Annotated in this window: 12 protein-coding genes; 5 read left to right on the top strand and 7 right to left on the bottom strand. The window is 41.6% G+C overall.

The window, feature by feature from the left end:
• Positions 1-136: 136 nt before the first annotated feature.
• The 7 genes from WFH04_RS01125 to WFH04_RS01095 form a co-directional block, all read right to left on the bottom strand.
• A complete protein-coding gene (locus WFH04_RS01125; protein WP_336822208.1) occupies positions 137-1,249 on the bottom strand; it encodes a CamS family sex pheromone protein in 1,113 nt (370 codons plus the stop codon).
• A 6-nt stretch (positions 1,250-1,255) separates the two neighbouring features.
• Positions 1,256-3,268 carry an NAD-dependent DNA ligase LigA gene (gene ligA / locus WFH04_RS01120; protein WP_336822207.1) on the bottom strand — a complete coding sequence of 671 codons (2,013 nt, stop codon included), beginning with the start codon at positions 3,266-3,268 and terminating at the stop codon, positions 1,256-1,258.
• 12 nt (positions 3,269-3,280) lie between these two features.
• Positions 3,281-5,515 carry a DNA helicase PcrA gene (gene pcrA, locus WFH04_RS01115; RefSeq protein WP_336822206.1) on the bottom strand — a complete coding sequence of 745 codons (2,235 nt, stop codon included), beginning with the start codon at positions 5,513-5,515 and terminating at the stop codon, positions 3,281-3,283.
• 54 nt (positions 5,516-5,569) lie between these two features.
• Positions 5,570-6,268, bottom strand: coding sequence for a heptaprenylglyceryl phosphate synthase (gene pcrB / locus WFH04_RS01110; RefSeq protein ID WP_336822205.1), 699 nt, complete (start codon positions 6,266-6,268; stop codon positions 5,570-5,572).
• Positions 6,269-6,507: 239 nt separating this feature from the next.
• Positions 6,508-6,828 (bottom strand): YerC/YecD family TrpR-related protein, encoded by a 321-nt coding sequence (locus WFH04_RS01105; RefSeq protein ID WP_336822204.1) that lies wholly within the window; start codon positions 6,826-6,828, stop codon positions 6,508-6,510.
• 29 nt (positions 6,829-6,857) lie between these two features.
• The gene (locus WFH04_RS01100) at positions 6,858-7,934 is read right to left on the bottom strand and encodes a DUF3048 domain-containing protein (protein WP_336822203.1); all 1,077 of its coding nucleotides are present in this window, start codon (positions 7,932-7,934) and stop codon (positions 6,858-6,860) included.
• A 13-nt stretch (positions 7,935-7,947) separates the two neighbouring features.
• Positions 7,948-9,666: an adenine deaminase C-terminal domain-containing protein gene (locus tag WFH04_RS01095; RefSeq protein ID WP_336822202.1), complete on the bottom strand. Its 1,719-nt coding sequence runs from the start codon at positions 9,664-9,666 to the stop codon at positions 7,948-7,950.
• Positions 9,667-10,042: 376 nt separating this feature from the next.
• Between WFH04_RS01095 and WFH04_RS01090 the strand changes: the two genes are divergently transcribed.
• The 5 genes from WFH04_RS01090 to WFH04_RS01070 all read left to right on the top strand — a co-directional run bounded on the left by WFH04_RS01090 (position 10,043) and on the right by WFH04_RS01070 (position 16,375).
• Positions 10,043-11,215 carry an MDR family MFS transporter gene (locus tag WFH04_RS01090; protein ID WP_336822201.1) on the top strand — a complete coding sequence of 391 codons (1,173 nt, stop codon included), beginning with the start codon at positions 10,043-10,045 and terminating at the stop codon, positions 11,213-11,215.
• 300 nt (positions 11,216-11,515) lie between these two features.
• A complete protein-coding gene (locus tag WFH04_RS01085; RefSeq protein ID WP_336822200.1) occupies positions 11,516-12,208 on the top strand; it encodes a class I SAM-dependent methyltransferase in 693 nt (230 codons plus the stop codon).
• A 596-nt stretch (positions 12,209-12,804) separates the two neighbouring features.
• Positions 12,805-14,157 carry a spore germination protein gene (locus WFH04_RS01080; RefSeq protein WP_336822199.1) on the top strand — a complete coding sequence of 451 codons (1,353 nt, stop codon included), beginning with the start codon at positions 12,805-12,807 and terminating at the stop codon, positions 14,155-14,157.
• Positions 14,154-15,275, top strand: a complete 1,122-nt coding sequence (locus tag WFH04_RS01075; protein WP_336822198.1) for a GerAB/ArcD/ProY family transporter — start codon at positions 14,154-14,156, stop codon at positions 15,273-15,275. The genes WFH04_RS01080 and WFH04_RS01075 overlap by 4 nt, the downstream gene beginning before the upstream one ends.
• Positions 15,254-16,375: a Ger(x)C family spore germination protein gene (locus WFH04_RS01070; protein WP_336822197.1), complete on the top strand. Its 1,122-nt coding sequence runs from the start codon at positions 15,254-15,256 to the stop codon at positions 16,373-16,375. Before WFH04_RS01075 ends, WFH04_RS01070 begins: the two co-directional genes overlap by 22 nt.
• The last annotated feature ends 151 nt before the right edge of the window (positions 16,376-16,526 follow it).

Raw genomic sequence — 16,526 nt, 5'->3', positions numbered from 1 at the left:
CGATCAATGATACCACCTTCACGGGCGGATGAAAAGCGCCGATCCACCCGGCAAAGGCATGTTCGCTATGCATTTAAAAAATAAATTTCTATAAAAAGATGTTTCCCTTTTTAACCCATTGTTATGATAAGTTACATTAATAACCGTAAATATGGACGAAGGGCTCTTCTTCGTTCGCTCTTTTAACGATTAATGCTTCTGGCCCGTTTACTGACGTAATGCTCACTTCTATGTCAATTTTCGAGAAATATTTATTGACGAGCGATGTCATATATTGAGTAAATCCGATCGTCTCGCTCGTTCCATAAAACTGAATTGGCACCTGAATTTTCAGCGATCTCATTTGTCCTTCTTTTAAAAATGCGGTACCAATGACATTAACGAAGCTCGGAAAATATTCATCGATATCTTGTTTAAAATTGTTAAAGGTTGTATTGATCTCACGATAATTATCAATGCTTGAAGAAGCTGGCAGCAAGACGTATTGTTCATTCACTTCTTTCCAGCCGCTTGCCGAACTTTTTCCTTTGTCCGCATAAGCAGTCGCAAAATAAGTACCTGGCACGATGGAATTTCGTTTTTCCTGTTTAAACAAACCGATAACAATTGGAATATCACTTAGTCCTTCTTTTGCCCTCAGCCTGCTGACAATCGTGTCCGCCATTTCAATCCCTTTCTTTTGCAGTTCCTCATCAGAAAGCTCTGTCTCCTTGCCATCTGCTCCATAATAGACCGAATTTAACGCGAGACCGATTGAAATGCCTGATAATCGAAGCTTCTTGTCATCCGTCATCGTCAAATAGTTCTGCTCCACAATATGTGCGAGATAGATCGGGGCATCATCCTCTCCTTCTTTACCGGAAGGTGGGTTGAGCCCTGCATCATTCACGGAACTTCTCGCCAGCCATGCATTGGCAGTTTTCCTGTCAATATATTGACCTTCTTGGAAATAATAGTTTTTCGGATCAAAATGCAGTGCGGAAAGCCGTAAAAGACCTTCTTCCGCCTCTTGCATGTCGTATTTTGTGTAAATATTGTCGACGACTAGGCCGCGACTTGCACTTTTCTTGAATGGAAGGACTGTATTATAAAACTCCTCTTTCAATTGCATATCCGGAATCATTACTGTTTCTTCTAATTGCTCTTCGTTTTCTTGTATAACTTCTTCTTGATCTGGACCAAATGACGGCAGGCAGCCCCCTAAGAGAAGGACCGCCGACAAACTGGACATAAACCATAACCTTTTCATTGCTAATTACTCCTTTTCGCCGAGTGCTTCGACCAACTCTGTTTCATTCCAAACGGTAATACCAAGTTCTTCTGCTTTGGATAGTTTGGAACCCGCCTCTTCACCGGCAATGACAAGATCCGTCTTTTTACTAACGCTCCCGCTCACCTTTCCACCTAATGCTTCGATTTTTTCCTTCGCTTCATTACGCGTCAAAATGGATAGTTTCCCTGTTAATACGACCGTTTTTCCGGCAAATGGTCCTTCGGATGGAACCTCACTTCGGGCTCTGCCTTTATAATCCATATTCACTCCATAATCCTTCAGCTTCTTTAATACTGCGCTGACATCTTCATTGCCAAAAAACGTGACGATGGAATCGGCAACTTTTTCACCAATTTCATGGATGGACGTTAAACGTTCCTCATCCGCTGCTGCAATGGCGTCCATCGTGCCAAACTCTTCGGATAAAATCATCGCAGCCCTCGCTCCGACATGGCGGATGCCAAGACCAAATAATAACCGCTCTAACGAATTCTCTTTCGATTGTTCAATCGCAGACAGTAAGTTTGTGACCGATTTCTCGCCCATTCGTTCCAATGAAAGCAAGTCTTCTTTTGTTAAACGGTAAAGATCGGATACATCGTGAACGAGCCCGGAAGTATAGAGCTGCTCAATAACACGCTCCCCAATTCCTTCAATGTTCATAGCATTGCGGGAAACAAAATGGATGAGTGCTTCTTTCATTTGAGACGGACATTGCGGATTCACGCAACGGAGCGCTACCTCTCCTTCTATGCGAATCAACTCGGAGTCGCAGACCGGGCAATGATCCGGCATATCGAAAGGCTGTTCATCCCCAGTCCGTAAGTCGACTATTGGCATGACGACTTCAGGAATAATATCACCTGCTTTACGGATGATGACCGTATCGCCAATTCGAATATCCTTTTCTTTGATCAAATCCTCGTTATGCAAAGAAGCTCTTCCGACAGTCGTTCCAGCTACACGGACTGGTTCCAAAATAGCTGTCGGCGTGACGACACCTGTCCTGCCGACGCTCAATTCGATATCAATCAGTTTTGTTTGCACTTCTTCCGCTGGAAACTTGTATGCAGTCGCCCATTTAGGGCTTTTTGCGGTAAAGCCTAATTGCTCCTGATCTTCGTAACCATCAACTTTTATAACGATGCCATCGATTTCATAGTCCAAAGACTGACGCTTTTCCTGCCAAGCTTCTACAAATTCAATTACTTCCTCAATCGTTTTGCAACGCTTGCTATTGCTATTCGTTTCAAACCCTAACGAATGCAAATAGTCCAATGAATCCGAGTGGCTATCTTGCCCGTAAGCGCTGCCGTCCCCGCCGATTCCATAAATGAAAATGGATAAGTTTCGACTTGCAGCAATTTTAGGATCCAACTGCCTTAAAGAGCCCGCAGCTGCGTTCCGAGGATTCGCGAATGGCTCTTCACCATTTTCATCGCGCAGGGCATTTAATTTTACAAACGACTTTTTCGGCATATATGCCTCTCCACGCGCCTCAATCGTCACTGGCTCCGTAAGCTTCAATGGGATGGAGTGGATTGTTTTCAAATTGGCCGTAATATCCTCACCGACAGACCCATCGCCCCTTGTCGAACCTTGGACAAATAAGCCGTTTTCATATTTCAACGATACAGCCAAACCATCAATCTTTAGCTCGCAAATATACGTAACCTCTCCCCCAACACCTGCTCGTACGCGCCTATCAAAATCCCGAATATCTTCTTCATTGAATACATTGGATAAACTGAGCATCGGGAATTCATGGACGACTTTTCCGAATCCGGATAGTATTTCGCCGCCCACCCGCTGCGTCGGAGAGTCTGGATAGATCAAATCCGGGTACTGCTTCTCAAGGGATAACAGCTCTTGCATGTGCTGATCGTATACGGAATCGGGAACAAGCGGCTTATCCAAAACATAATACGCATGACCGTACTCATTGAGCAGATCGTTGAGTTCCCGGACACGTTTTTCAATTTCGTTTCGATCCATGATTTCCTCTCCCTATGCTTTTTCTATCGGGGCAAATTTGGCCAACAACCGCTTAATGCCGACTGGCTGCGGGAATGCAATGTCAAGTTCAACATCATCTGCATTGCCTTTGACGCTAACGACCATGCCTGTGCCCCATTTTTTATGAACGGCTTTATCTCCAGCTTTCCAACCGACTTTCTCGCCGCCACTAGCCTTTAAAACCGGCTTTTTAACAGCAGGACGCACCGGAGTTTTCTGTTGAACAAAACCGCCACCAAATGGATAGTCCTGATTAACAGAAACAACTTCAGTAATGTCTTCCGATATTTCATTAATGAACCTGGACGGATTATTGAAATTCGAACGGCCAAATAACGTACGATAACCTGCGCAAGTTAAAAATAACTTCTGCTCTGCACGTGTAATGGCTACGTAAGCTAACCGCCTTTCCTCTTCCATTTCTGCTTCGTCGCCGATTGATCTTGAATGAGGGAAGATGTTCTCTTCCATCCCGATGACAAAAACGACAGGAAACTCAAGACCTTTTGCGGCATGCATCGTCATTAGGACGATTTTTTCACTTTGTTGGTTCTCCTCTTTATCTAAAGAATCGATATCCGCAATAAGTGCCAAATCGGTCAAGAAAGCGATCAGAGAACGGTCACTATCTTCTTCCTCCGCTCTCTTTTCGAACGCTTCAGTGACGGATAAAAACTCATCGATGTTTTCTAAACGGCTTTCCGCCTCAATCGTCTTTTCCCGTTCCAGCATTTCCCGGTAGCCTGTTTTTTCCAACACTTGCTCCACCAATTCAGTGACTGACAAGTATTCCTGCATCTGTGTAAAACCGGCAATCAGCTCCCGGAATTTTGTCGCTTCGTTTGCAGCTCTCGCAGTTAAGCCCATAAAATGGACTTCCTGTAAAGCATCAAAAATAGAACGGTCATTTTCAAGCGCAAACATGGCCATCCGTTCAAATGAAGTTGCTCCAATGCTACGCTTTGGCTCATTAATGATCCGTGCGAGCGATAAGTCGTCATCATTATTCGCAATCAATCGCAAATAAGCGAGTAAATCCTTAATTTCCTTGCGGTCATAGAACTTCGTGCCTCCTACGATCGTATAATCCAAATTTGATTTAACTAAATATTCCTCAATGACACGCGACTGGGCGTTCGTCCGATATAGGATTGCGAAGTCATTTAATGAAAGATTCTTCTCCTCTTTTAGCTCAATGATCTTCTGAACGATAAATTGTGATTCATCCTTTTCATCGGATGCTTTGTAAACGGTAATTGTTTCACCTTCATCATTTTCTGTTCGGAGTTTTTTATCGTACCGGCTTCGATTGTTCTGAATCACATCGTTTGCCGCCTGCAAGATGCGTTTCGTTGAACGATAGTTTTGCTCCAACAAAATGACTGTCGCGTCTTGATAATCTTTCTCGAAAGACAAAATATTGCCGATGTCTGCGCCTCTCCATCTGTAAATCGATTGGTCGGAGTCACCTACGACACAAAGGTTGCGGAATTTCGCCGCCAACATTTTAACAAGGCGATATTGCGCATGGTTCGTATCTTGGTACTCATCGACGTGGATGTATTGAAATTTATTTTGATAAAACTCAAGGACTTCTGGTACTCGTTCAAATAGCTTAATCGTCATCATAATGAGGTCATCAAAATCTAATGATTGGTTTTGGCGAAGTCTTTTCGAATAGCTTTCATAAACTTCTGCAATCGTCTTTTCGTAAGGATTATGCGGATTTGCTTGTGCCTTGTATGTTTCTGCGTCGATGCATTCGTTTTTCGCAGAGCTGATGGCACCTAATAACGAACGCGGTTCATATTGCTTCGGATCAATATTCTTCTCTTTCAAAATATTTTTAATGACCGTTAACTGATCAGATCCATCCAAAATTGAAAAGTTTTTAGAAATGCCGATCCGATCAATATTACTTCTTAAAATGCGGACACACATTGAGTGGAATGTCGATACCCACATCCGTTCACCAGTCCCCAGACCCAATAAGCCATCGATCCGCTCCCGCATTTCGCGTGCTGCTTTATTTGTAAATGTGATGGCCAATATTTTTGAAGGGTAGACATCTTTCTCTACGATTAAGTAGGCGATCCGATGTGTCAGCACCCTCGTTTTTCCAGAGCCAGCGCCCGCCATGATGAGCAAAGGGCCTTCCGTTTTTTTCACTGCCCGCGCTTGTTCAGGGTTCATGCCTGCTAGTAAATCTTCCGATAATCTATTCAAAAGTATCCCGCCTTCCATGGAACGTTTGTTCTTTATTATAACTGATGATCCGTGTCAAAGGGAGACTGAAACTGATTTCACTGCTTCAACTGTCGATAAAGCTGCTTTCAAATCTTCGTAAATAATATTGCCAACGATAACTGTATCTGCGATTGTAGCCATTTGTTTCGCTTGCTCTGCATTGCGGATGCCGCCGCCGTAAAACAGCTTCGTATTTTCAAGAACGCTGCCCGCTGCACGAACGACGTCTACATCGCCAAATTTGCCGCTATACTCCAAATAGAAAACTGGAAGAGTAAACAAATGCTCAGCCATTCTTGCGTAGGCGATCACATCTTCTTCATCAGGAACAGTCCGTGCACCAGTCAATTCGGCTGCTTTGCATTCCGGATTCATTATGCAATAGCCTTCGGTTATGATTTCATCCCAATTCATCATGTGGCCATATTCCTTTAATGCAGCATGATGGATACCGTTCATCCATTTCGTATCCGTCGAGTTTAATACGGTAGGGATGAAAAAATAGTCAAACCCAGGCGTGACGGAGTCGATAGTCGACACTTCCAATGCAGCTGGGACTGAAAACCTTCGGATTCTTGCCAATAAATCAAGAACATTTTCCAACGTCACACCATCAGTTCCGCCAACTATGATGGCATCTGTTCCCGATTCCGCAAGCAACTCCAACTGTTCGTCTGTTATTGTTTTTGCAGGGTCCACTTTAAAGGCGTGGCGCCAAAATTGATAATCCATTGTTTAACCCACCTATAATTCATTGTTTACCTATGTAATTGACATAGCTCTCCTACATTCATTAACTGTAAATCCCCTTCCCCTAAGATTTTGCTAAAATCTTGGATGGCAGTGGTTATAAACAATTAATGAAATGATTTGATTCTTCTTGTAAACTTCGGAGACGTTGCTCCTGCTAAGTGAAGTTTCATTGTACAGTATACCAAAAAAACCGGGCGGATAGCTTCTCCGCCCGATTTTTACTTATTCTGTTCAGTTTGTGCGATTAACTCAGGATACAGGCGATCCAACACAGTATTATACCCGCCAGAACCATAGTCGACACAGCGTCTCACCCGTGAAATCGTTGCTGTGCTTGCACCAGTTTCGTTTTGAATACGATCATATGTCTTTTTCAGTCTTAGTGCATGCGCTACTTCCAATCTTTGCGCCATCGACTGTAGCTCACTCATCGTACATAAGTCATCAAAAAATGTATAGCATTCATCCAAATCCTTTAATTCCAAAATCGCCTTGAATAGCTGATCCATCTGCTCGCCGCGTATTTTATCGATTTGCATGCCCTTACCTCCCTCTCCTGTTGAATTGATTAAGGAGTAAAAGTGACCGATTTGTCAATTCCCGCAGTTGTCGGTATGATATGGATCCAAGTTTTTCCTTGAACCAATTTTGCCGGAATACCGTTTTCCGTAGGAACTAAAAAGCCGTCAAGATTTTTCCATTCAATCTCTTTTGCAATTCCTGCATGGAAAAGCATTGCTTTGCCGCCGGATTCAATATCAACAGCTTGTCTGCCGACACTATCAATTGTCCGATGCGGCACTTCTAACACAATTATATTTGAAACTTCCACCGGCTCATCGTTCTCTTTATCTATCGTTACATTGCCTTTAACAGCCCGCTCATACGTCTCTTTCGTTGAATCATAGGTGAACGTACTAATGAAATCTTCATTCGCGCTGAATTTAATGACAATGTTTGAAGCGATATCTCCTATTTTAGCACCCTCCGTAGATTCATGGAAAGAAAAAGGAGGCGTTTTTTCCATGACTGTTGAGGAGTTTGTTTTTTCCATCGCTGCTATGACATTTTCACCACTAATATAAGAGTTATGCGGCGCCCTCCGCTCCTTGGATCGCTTGAATAACGTCCCATCGTATTGCATACCGTTTACATTGTCGACATATCGGCTCGATAGCAGCTTTTGGGCGTCTGGACTGTAGCCATGTGCAACGTAAAAAGCGTCCATTCCTTTAGCCATGTAAACAAAATAATCTCTCGCACTACGGATAGGCCCGATCTGCTCCGGTAGATCACTTTGGAATAAAGCCAAAAATCTCGTCACATTGCCTTCAGCTAAAAATTCATAAATGACATCGGCTTGACTAATGCCAGACTGTGGTCGCGCCAATGGATGGTTATTAATCGTTGCAAGGACAGGTCGATCTTTCTTTTCTTCCTCTGACCACACTCCTGTAAATGGATCTTGGAAGAGGAGACGGCCCTCTTCTTCTGGTTCCTCCTCTTCAACAATTATTGGTTTTTCATTTTCTTCAGGTTCATTGACTTCTTCTTCCGCATCTACTTTTTCTTTTTTTGAGCATGCGGATAACAGCAACATTGCTACGGCTAATAATAGCAGCCAGCCTCTCATATTCCCTTTCATGTTCGGGTCCCCCTTATCTTTCGTTAGCCGGTATGATCCACTCATTTTTCATGACTTGATACAATCCCGATTGCGTCACTCGTACGTATGGCAAATGGGTTGACTGCAGGAAAAGGAATGTGTAAACGGCATCTCCATGCCCATATCCGCGGTCTTTCAATGCCTTCTTCAACGCGCGCTCCTGATCGATCAGCACATCTACTTTCTCTTCGGATAGACCGCCGCCAATTGGTAAAGAAAGAGCTTCAACTACACGGCCATTTTCAGTAAGAACCATTCCGCCGGACATCCGTTTCATTTCATTGAACGCATGAAGCATTTCTTTTCGATCTTTACCAAGGAGAATGATATCGCCTGTATTCGAATAAGAGGAAGCAAATCCTTGTATACGGTTTGCGAATCCCTTAATGAATGTGTTGACGCGCCATTTCCCATTGCGGTCTATGAGCATGAGATAACACTCGTCATGGTCCTCCGATAAAGTTTCCGCTGACCGGTCGATCGTCACTTCATACGGTTTTGTAATAACGTCATTGACCATTTTTATGCCAACAGAATATTGGAAGTCAAAATCCTTTTCATCCAAATCAAAGTTCAACTCGAAAGCAGGAATGATCGACCAGTCAACAGCTTGGAACGGTTTAATTGGCTGCTTGTCCCGCAATAGCCACTTTCCTTTTGAAAGCACGTCAGTCGGAACCGGATTCATCTCATTCTCAATGAAATTAAACGTTGCAAAACGCCCCGTTGCAATCATCCCGTGTCGATCATCTATACCGTAATACCGGGCAACGTTATAAGATGCCATCAGATAAGCATCGATCGGATCGACTCCTGCTTCAATTGCAGCGCGAATGCATTTGTCCATCACACCATCTGTATGAAATGAAGGCGTAGAGCCATCTGTTGTCATCATTAGATGGTCGAATACGTTTAATTCCTTATCAACGATCCCTTTCAGCAAGTCAGGTAAATCCGGACGGATAGATGAGTGACGAAGCGTCACTGCATACCCTTGAAGCAGACGAGCCTCTACTTCATCTACTGTCATCGCTTCGTGATCTCCATCCGCGCCAATGAGCTTCATCCGTGCCAAAGTCCGTTCGGATGCTCCCGGAAAATGTCCTTCGATTTTCTTTCCTGCTTTCTTCGCAGCCATGAGAGCGTTCATCATGTCAACATCACCATTCAATAGCCGTGGCCAACCCGTTAATTCCCCTCCCATTAAAACGTCTTCACGTTTCAGCCATTCAGCAATCGATTCCAAGTTAAAAAGCTCTTTTTCTTCCCGCAACACCGTTTGCGAATCAAATCTTGCCCACCAATAAAATGAAAACGGCAACTCGTTTAACTGATTGATAATCTTGAAAGCCTTTTCATTTCCAAGGTTAATAAAGAACGTCAAGTTGTCCGATAAAAACGTTGTCGTTCCTACTCTTCCAGCATATTCAGCGAACGTTTCTGGATTGTACAATTGGAATGGATGAACATGCGGTTCTATGTAGCCAGGTACAATTTTCTTATTTTCCGCATTAACAATTTCCGCTCCGTCTGTTGTTGCAGGCATCCTGCTGCCAGCATATACAATCCGATCTCCTGAAACCCAAATGTTTCCTTCCACCCATTTTTTATAAATCGAATGAAGATATGTCGCATTTGTAATAATTAAATCGGGTGCTTGCTTGCCATTCAGTATCTCTATTTGATTTGCAATCTCTTGTTGGTCCCACATCTGTCCAAACTCCTTTGCTACGATAATCGAATCCCCTTGTTGTTCATAATTTTATCGTAGCATAGCGTCCGGCTGAAAGGTAGTGCAAAACTTCTATGAAAACAATACGATTTATCTCCTATACCTAAAAGTTAATCGTTTACGATTCGATTCGCCAAAGGAAGATTTCTCATGCTCTTAGTAAGGCAAAAGATCGTACGTTAGGGCATACACACTACTTTTAGAAAAAATGAAAGAAAAGATAGAAGATATAGTATACAATATTGGAGTGCAAAACATTCCTATTTACTAGATGGCCTCTGAAGTAGAAAGAGTTAATCGAAATAATAACAAATGCAATTAACATGATTGTTATTTCACAAAAGGTGGGACATAAATGAAGGCTGTGCGGCTATTATTAATAAACTCATTTCTAATGAATGTAAGTTTTTTTGCTTTTATTCCTTTTTTATCTGCTCATATTACAGGAAATCTATCACTTTCTGCCGGAATTGCCGGGGTTGTCCTAATGCTTCGGCAGTTGGTGCAGCAAGGAACGTCTTTTTTATCGGGCATATTAGCAGATCGATTTGATTATCGGATTATGATTAGTGTTGGCATGATTTTGCGCGGAGTCGGCTTTGTCTTATTCGCTTTTTGCAGAACCCCGCTTGAGCTAATCATCGCAGCTATTACAACTGCAATCGGCGGTTCATTGTTTGAACCGACTAGTAAAGCGGCATTTTCCATTTTTGCTCCCCCTGCTAAAAGAGGTGAGATTTTCGCCTTGGATAAAATAGTTCGTCATTCGGGGATTATTTTTGCAGGAATCATGGGCGGCATCTTATTGCAATTCGACTTTTTCTATGCGTCTTTCGTATGCGGCGGAATTTTTATTATAAGTGGGATCATCACATTTCTTTATTTGCCGAATGAAAGAGTCCAAGTTCCGAAGCAATCCTTGGCAGACTCATGGGATAAAGTAAAATCGGATCGTCTGTTTATCTTCTTTACGATTAGCATGACGGGATTTTGGTTCATGTTCATGCAGCTCTATTTGACGATTCCTCTCCATGCTGTCAATGTATTCAATAACACGGCATTCATCTCCAGTTTATTTATTGTATATGGCGTCATTGTTGTGTTTCTACAGTATCCTTTGCAAAAATGGTCAAAACGCTTTCAGCGGTTAACGGTCATTAAAATAGGGATGACGATTATGGGAATGGGAATTCTATTGTTAGGAAGCTCTACGAATGTCCTTTTATTCTGGACAGGCTTTTGTATGTTTGCGATCGGTATCATGCTGGTAGAACCGACTTCGTATGAATATACCGCAGAAATAGCCCCACCACAATTTTCCGCTAGCTATTTTGGGGTTGCATTAATGGCGATGGCTGTTGGCGGTGGAATTAGTCAAGGGGCAGGCGGCTGGATGTATGAGCATATGCCAAATATCAATTGGGGAATTAGCGCTGCGTTAGGCATTTCTTCTGCATTTTGCATTCATCTTCTGCAAGGTTGGACTCGGAAAGCGAAAGAAAGAAGCCATATGCCAGAACAGTCGTAATTTCATTTAAAATTGCTAACACAGTTTTCTCTACTACATTTATAAAGCTTTATAGCGTCAAACAGCTTGTTGACAAACGCTCACATACTGCGAATCGAGCAGCGAAGGGTTCGATTGGCCGTATTGCGCTCTTAGCAGAAATTAAGGCACCTCTATAGGACGTGGCGTTCTGAGGTTGCCTTCCTTGACAAGCGTTTTCAAGCTAAGATAGGCAAACACCTATCTTATGACTACAAACCTCAAAAGGACTGTAGACAAAATGTATATGGCATAAACATGAAGCAAAAAAGGAGTGATGATATGAGTGAAGATTTAACGTTTAATGAAGAAATGGCAACCGAATACGACAAAGGCGTGCGGCGTACGTTGCCGACATACGATGGTCTTTTCCGTTTAACAAAGGCTTTTTTGCAAAACCACTTGTCCGACCATGATAGGTTATTAGTAGTAGGCGGTGGCGGAGGCAATGAATTAACAGCATTCAGTGCCAATCACTTAGAGTGGAGGTTCACGATTGTAGATCCTTCTGAAGCGATGCTGAGCATTGCAAAATCGAAAGCTGAACGTTTAGGCATTACTGAGCGCACAGAATTTATTGCAGGAACTGTTTCCGACCTGACAGCAGAAAACAAATACGATGGTGCGACTTGTTTATTAGTCCTCCATTTCATTTCCGAGCAGAGTAAGAAAATCGACTTGCTGAAAAAGATTAGAGCATCTTTGCCTGCAGGAGCTCCATTTGTGTTGGCTACGATGTATGGAGATGAAAACGATGCCTCGTTTCAAGATTTGTTCAATCTATGGAAAGCGTATTGGATTGACTCGACAAAGTTAACGGAGGCGGAAGTAGAAGAAATGGAAAGTAGCGTTCGCTCTCTTTCATTTTTGCCCGCAAATGAGATTGAGGCACTTTTGAAGGAAACGGGATTTCACCGTATTACACAGTTTTTCCAAACGAATATGTTCGGCGCATGGATTTGTTTCGCTGAATAATGATTGCTCCCTGCTAAATTTAGTAGGGAGCTTTTCTATTGAATGTGTCCGTGCGTTGATTCGATCAATTCATAAACAATGCTTCGGATACATTATTCATGTATCTCAGCTTGTTGACAAACGCTCGCATACTGCGAATCGAACAGCGAAGGGTTCGATTTGCCGTATTTCTGCGACCTTTGCAGAAATTAAGGCACCTTTACGACAGCATAAATAGGTTGCCTTTCCTTCGCTCGTCCCCTCATGAACCTTAAGTTCTATTCGGGTCTTCGCTCGACTTCGCGCGGGCCTGCACGATGCAGGTCATGCAGTCAATCGAACGGCGAAGGGTTCGATTTGCCGTATTTACGCGCCCTTTGCGGAAATTAAGGCACTGCGGACGTCGCGAACTTAGACTGCCTTCCACGTGACAAGCGTTTTCAAGCCAAGCTGGGCAAACGCTTATTCCATGACTAAAAACCTTAAAAAGACTGCAGACAAAGTAAAATGATACTTTGTCTACAGTCTGGGATACATTATTCATGTATCTTTTACATTTAATTCGGGAACGCTATGGGCAACTATTTTTAAAATTTCTTATGAAGGGAGAGTTGCAAATGACTGAGAAAAAAGCCCCTCCTTTATTCGATGAATTAAAGAAAGATTTTGTACATTCGGATGATCTTGTTCAAACACAGCTGCAAATTAAAGGTCAATTTGCCTTCCTCTTCTATTTGAAATCAGTTGTCGATGGGGATAAACTTCAGCAAACAGTTATTAGACCATTTTTTGAAATGTCCTCAGAGGAAAGCTTTACATCCTATATACAATCCTTGCCAAATCAATATGATGTGCCCTATAAAAATAAATTGCTTTTAATGTTAAGCGCTGGATATATATTGATCGTAATTGAAGAGAACATGTTTTTACTGGATCTTCGTCTCGTACAAAATAGTGATGTGCAAGACACGATGTTGGAACCTACTATCCATGGACCTCAGTTAGCATTAAGTGAAAATCTTGAAGTAACTATTAACTTAATTCGGCAGCGTTACCATAAATCTTCTTTAAAAATTGAAGACATCATCCCGGCTGATCAAACAAACAGAGCAGTAACTTTGCTATATGATAACGATCGAGCTGACCCAGACATCGTGAAAAGAGTGAGAGATCGAATTCAAGAGATTGACGCCCCTTTATTCCAATCTGCTGGTGATCTCCAACACCTCATCAATAATGGAAAAAGGAATCTCTTTCCTTCAACATTGATCACAGAGCGACCTGATCGAATTGTTTACAATTTAAACGGAGGCAAGGTCATCATTGCAATTGATGGAAGCCCAAATGTCATTATTGCACCTGCCATTTTTTTCGATTTCATGTCTTCGATGGAAGATAATTATCACGTCTTCGGTATAACAAGCTTCACCATTTTATTAAGATATATCGGGATGTTTATTTGTATTTTTCTTCCCAGTTTATATGTTGCCATGACCTCTTATAATCCTGACATTCTAAGAATCGAGCTTGCACTCACCGTCGCTGGAGGAAGGATCGGTGTACCTTACCCGTCCTTTATCGAGGTTCTTTTTATGCTATTTTTCATGGAATTATTAACCGAGGCAAGTATGCGATTGCCAAAAGCCGTTAGTGCCACAGCAACTACTGTTGGCGGGCTAATTTTAGGAACAGCGGCAACAGAGGCTGCTCTTACCTCAACGATCATGATTATCGTTATATCTGCGGTTGCAATTTCCACATTTGTAATTCCAATTAACGAGATGAGTTTTGCAATGCGAATTATTAGGCTCGCCCTGCTTATTTACACTACATTATTTGGGATGGTCGGGTTATTAATTGGATTAATCGGTATCGTTATGATTTTAGCAAATAAAGAAAGCTTTGGCGTCCCTTATTTACGAATTCCATGGATGAATAAAAATGAGGAATTAAGGATGGACAATAGATGAGCCGTTTCCTATATTATTTAATTTTGATTAATATGCTCACGAATATGGTTGCCATTACCCCAAGATTCCTAATAGCTGGAAATAAAACGGGTTCAGTGGCTGCACTCATTCCTGCCCTAATTATCGGGATGGTGCTGACCTATTATCTCGTCAGGTTATTCAGTTTTTTCCCGGAGCAAGGATTGCCTGAAATATTGAAGAAGAATACACCAAAATGGATTGCAACACCCCTGCTTCTTTTTTTCTCATTAACATGGTATTTTGTAGGACTCTCAATCCTTATTATATACGCGGCAATCATCTTTCGTTTCTTGACGCCTGAAATGTCGATTTACACAATTATTTTAGCTTTTGTTCTTGTCACTACGTTTGGTATTTTCATGGCTTCCCGAAACATATTATATATGTCTGAAATCATTCTTCTAATCGTCGTCCCATTTATTCTTTTCGTTCAAATTAAAGGCTATTTTAGTCCGAACCTAGACTGGGATTATATACGTGTTGCCATCATGCATATTAACCATTTGCCAAATTACACGTCTTTTTCCACATCGCTTTTCATCGTTTTAGGGGCGGCTAACTTAGTCATTTTCAATCGTTGTTTTGCGAAACTGAAAAAACCTTCAGGTAAAAGCATGGTGCTGTTATCATTTATTTGCACATACATCTTGCTTACAACCTATTTCCTGCCACTCGGCTTTGGAGGCTTTGACTCTCTTGAGAATGTAGTGTTCCCATGGATAACGACAAGTGACTCTATGCGTATGAAGTTTGGAATTGTTGAAAGAATCGTCTTTTTTTTCGTCGGTGCTTTTTTGGCCTTAGGTGTCATTAACATAACAATAATTTGGCATGTGTCCATTCACTTACTGTCGAGCGTCATTCATTTTAATCGATTCAAAGTTAGATCGGTTAATTTAACTTTTCCAATTTTCATCTCTATCTTTTGGATTATCGCATTCATTTTGACAAGAAGAATTACAATAAATGATCTTTTTCGGTCCGCCGCATTATTTGATGATATCTTATTGCCAATTATACTTTTTCTACTTTTCGGCAGTCTGCTGTTAGCTAAGAGGAGAGGGGCAGCAACAAAATGTCCAAAAAGCCAAAAATAATAAAGTCTTTTATTTCTATTTCAACTATTATTTCCTTGCTTTTACTAACAGGATGTGCGTTTAAAGATATCGACAAAAGGATGTTTGTAGTTGGAATTGGCATAGATCCCTCTGAAAAGATAGAAAACGGTTTTAAGGTGACATTGAAATTAGCCAAGCCTGTCGGCAACGTTAAAGAAGCCACTGAACCAACATATGTGTATTTGTCGCATGATTCCGAGTCAGTGGCGGAAGCTATACGATCGATGGAAACACATATCGACAAAGTAGTGGATTTTGCCCATAACAGAATTATTATGATAAATAAGGATTTGCTTTCCAAGGATTTAGATACGTTTATGGATTTTTTCACACGGCGAGGAGATATTCAGTTGATTTCTTACGTTGCCGTCGCCGAATCCACTGCTGAAGAAATAATAACTTTTGAACCGGTAGCTGAAACACCAGCATCGATTGCTTTGTCTAACTACTTTGATAATACAGGAACAGAAAGTCCTTACGTGATTACGACATTTCTGTTCGAATTCAGGCGTGAAGTTCTTGGTAAAGGGAAAGATACGATATTGCCCATAGTCGAAATTGATGAAAATGGTACCGAATTCGTAATCCATAAATCGATCATCCTTAAACGTAATACACAACCGGTTGAATTGAACTCGGTTGAAACAAAATATTTCAACTCACTTATGAACAAAGCAAGAGGCTTTAGTTATAAAATAAAAGAGGATGGTTTGATCTTAATTTTGAACATCGACACAGTGAAAATGAAATATAATATTATCCTCGACGAAGGTGTTCCCCCACGTATTGATATGACTATAACGAAATTCGGTGTCATCGGAGAGTCCAATAAGCGTTTAAGCTTAAAACATTTAAAAAAATACGATGAAATTTCCGCTATTGAGATGAAAAAGAAAGTAATGGAATTGTTAACTAAATTGCAGGAAAATGACGTTGATCCATTCGGATTCGGTTTGCGCTATCGTGCGACAAGATTGTCATATGAAGGCATGATCGAAGAATGGGATCGAATTTATCCAGAAATAGAATTTAATGTTACATTGAAAGTTGATTTGAAAAGTACAGGAGCGATTGAATAATGAAAGAGACTACACTTTGTTTCGTGTAGTCTCAAAAGAGGATAGGACAGACCATTGAAAAAGGCAATACTAAAATTGTTCCATCCTCATTATTTTAAAGTTTACCGCTATTAGATAAATGTTTCTGCGCTTTACTTACAACGCTTGCCAA

The organism is Sporosarcina sp. USHLN248 (assembly GCF_037144575.1).
GTDB lineage: Bacteria > Bacillota > Bacilli > Bacillales_A > Planococcaceae > Sporosarcina > Sporosarcina contaminans.
Note: the sequence above shows the minus strand (reverse complement) of the source record. Positions and strands in the feature narration are given on the sequence as shown.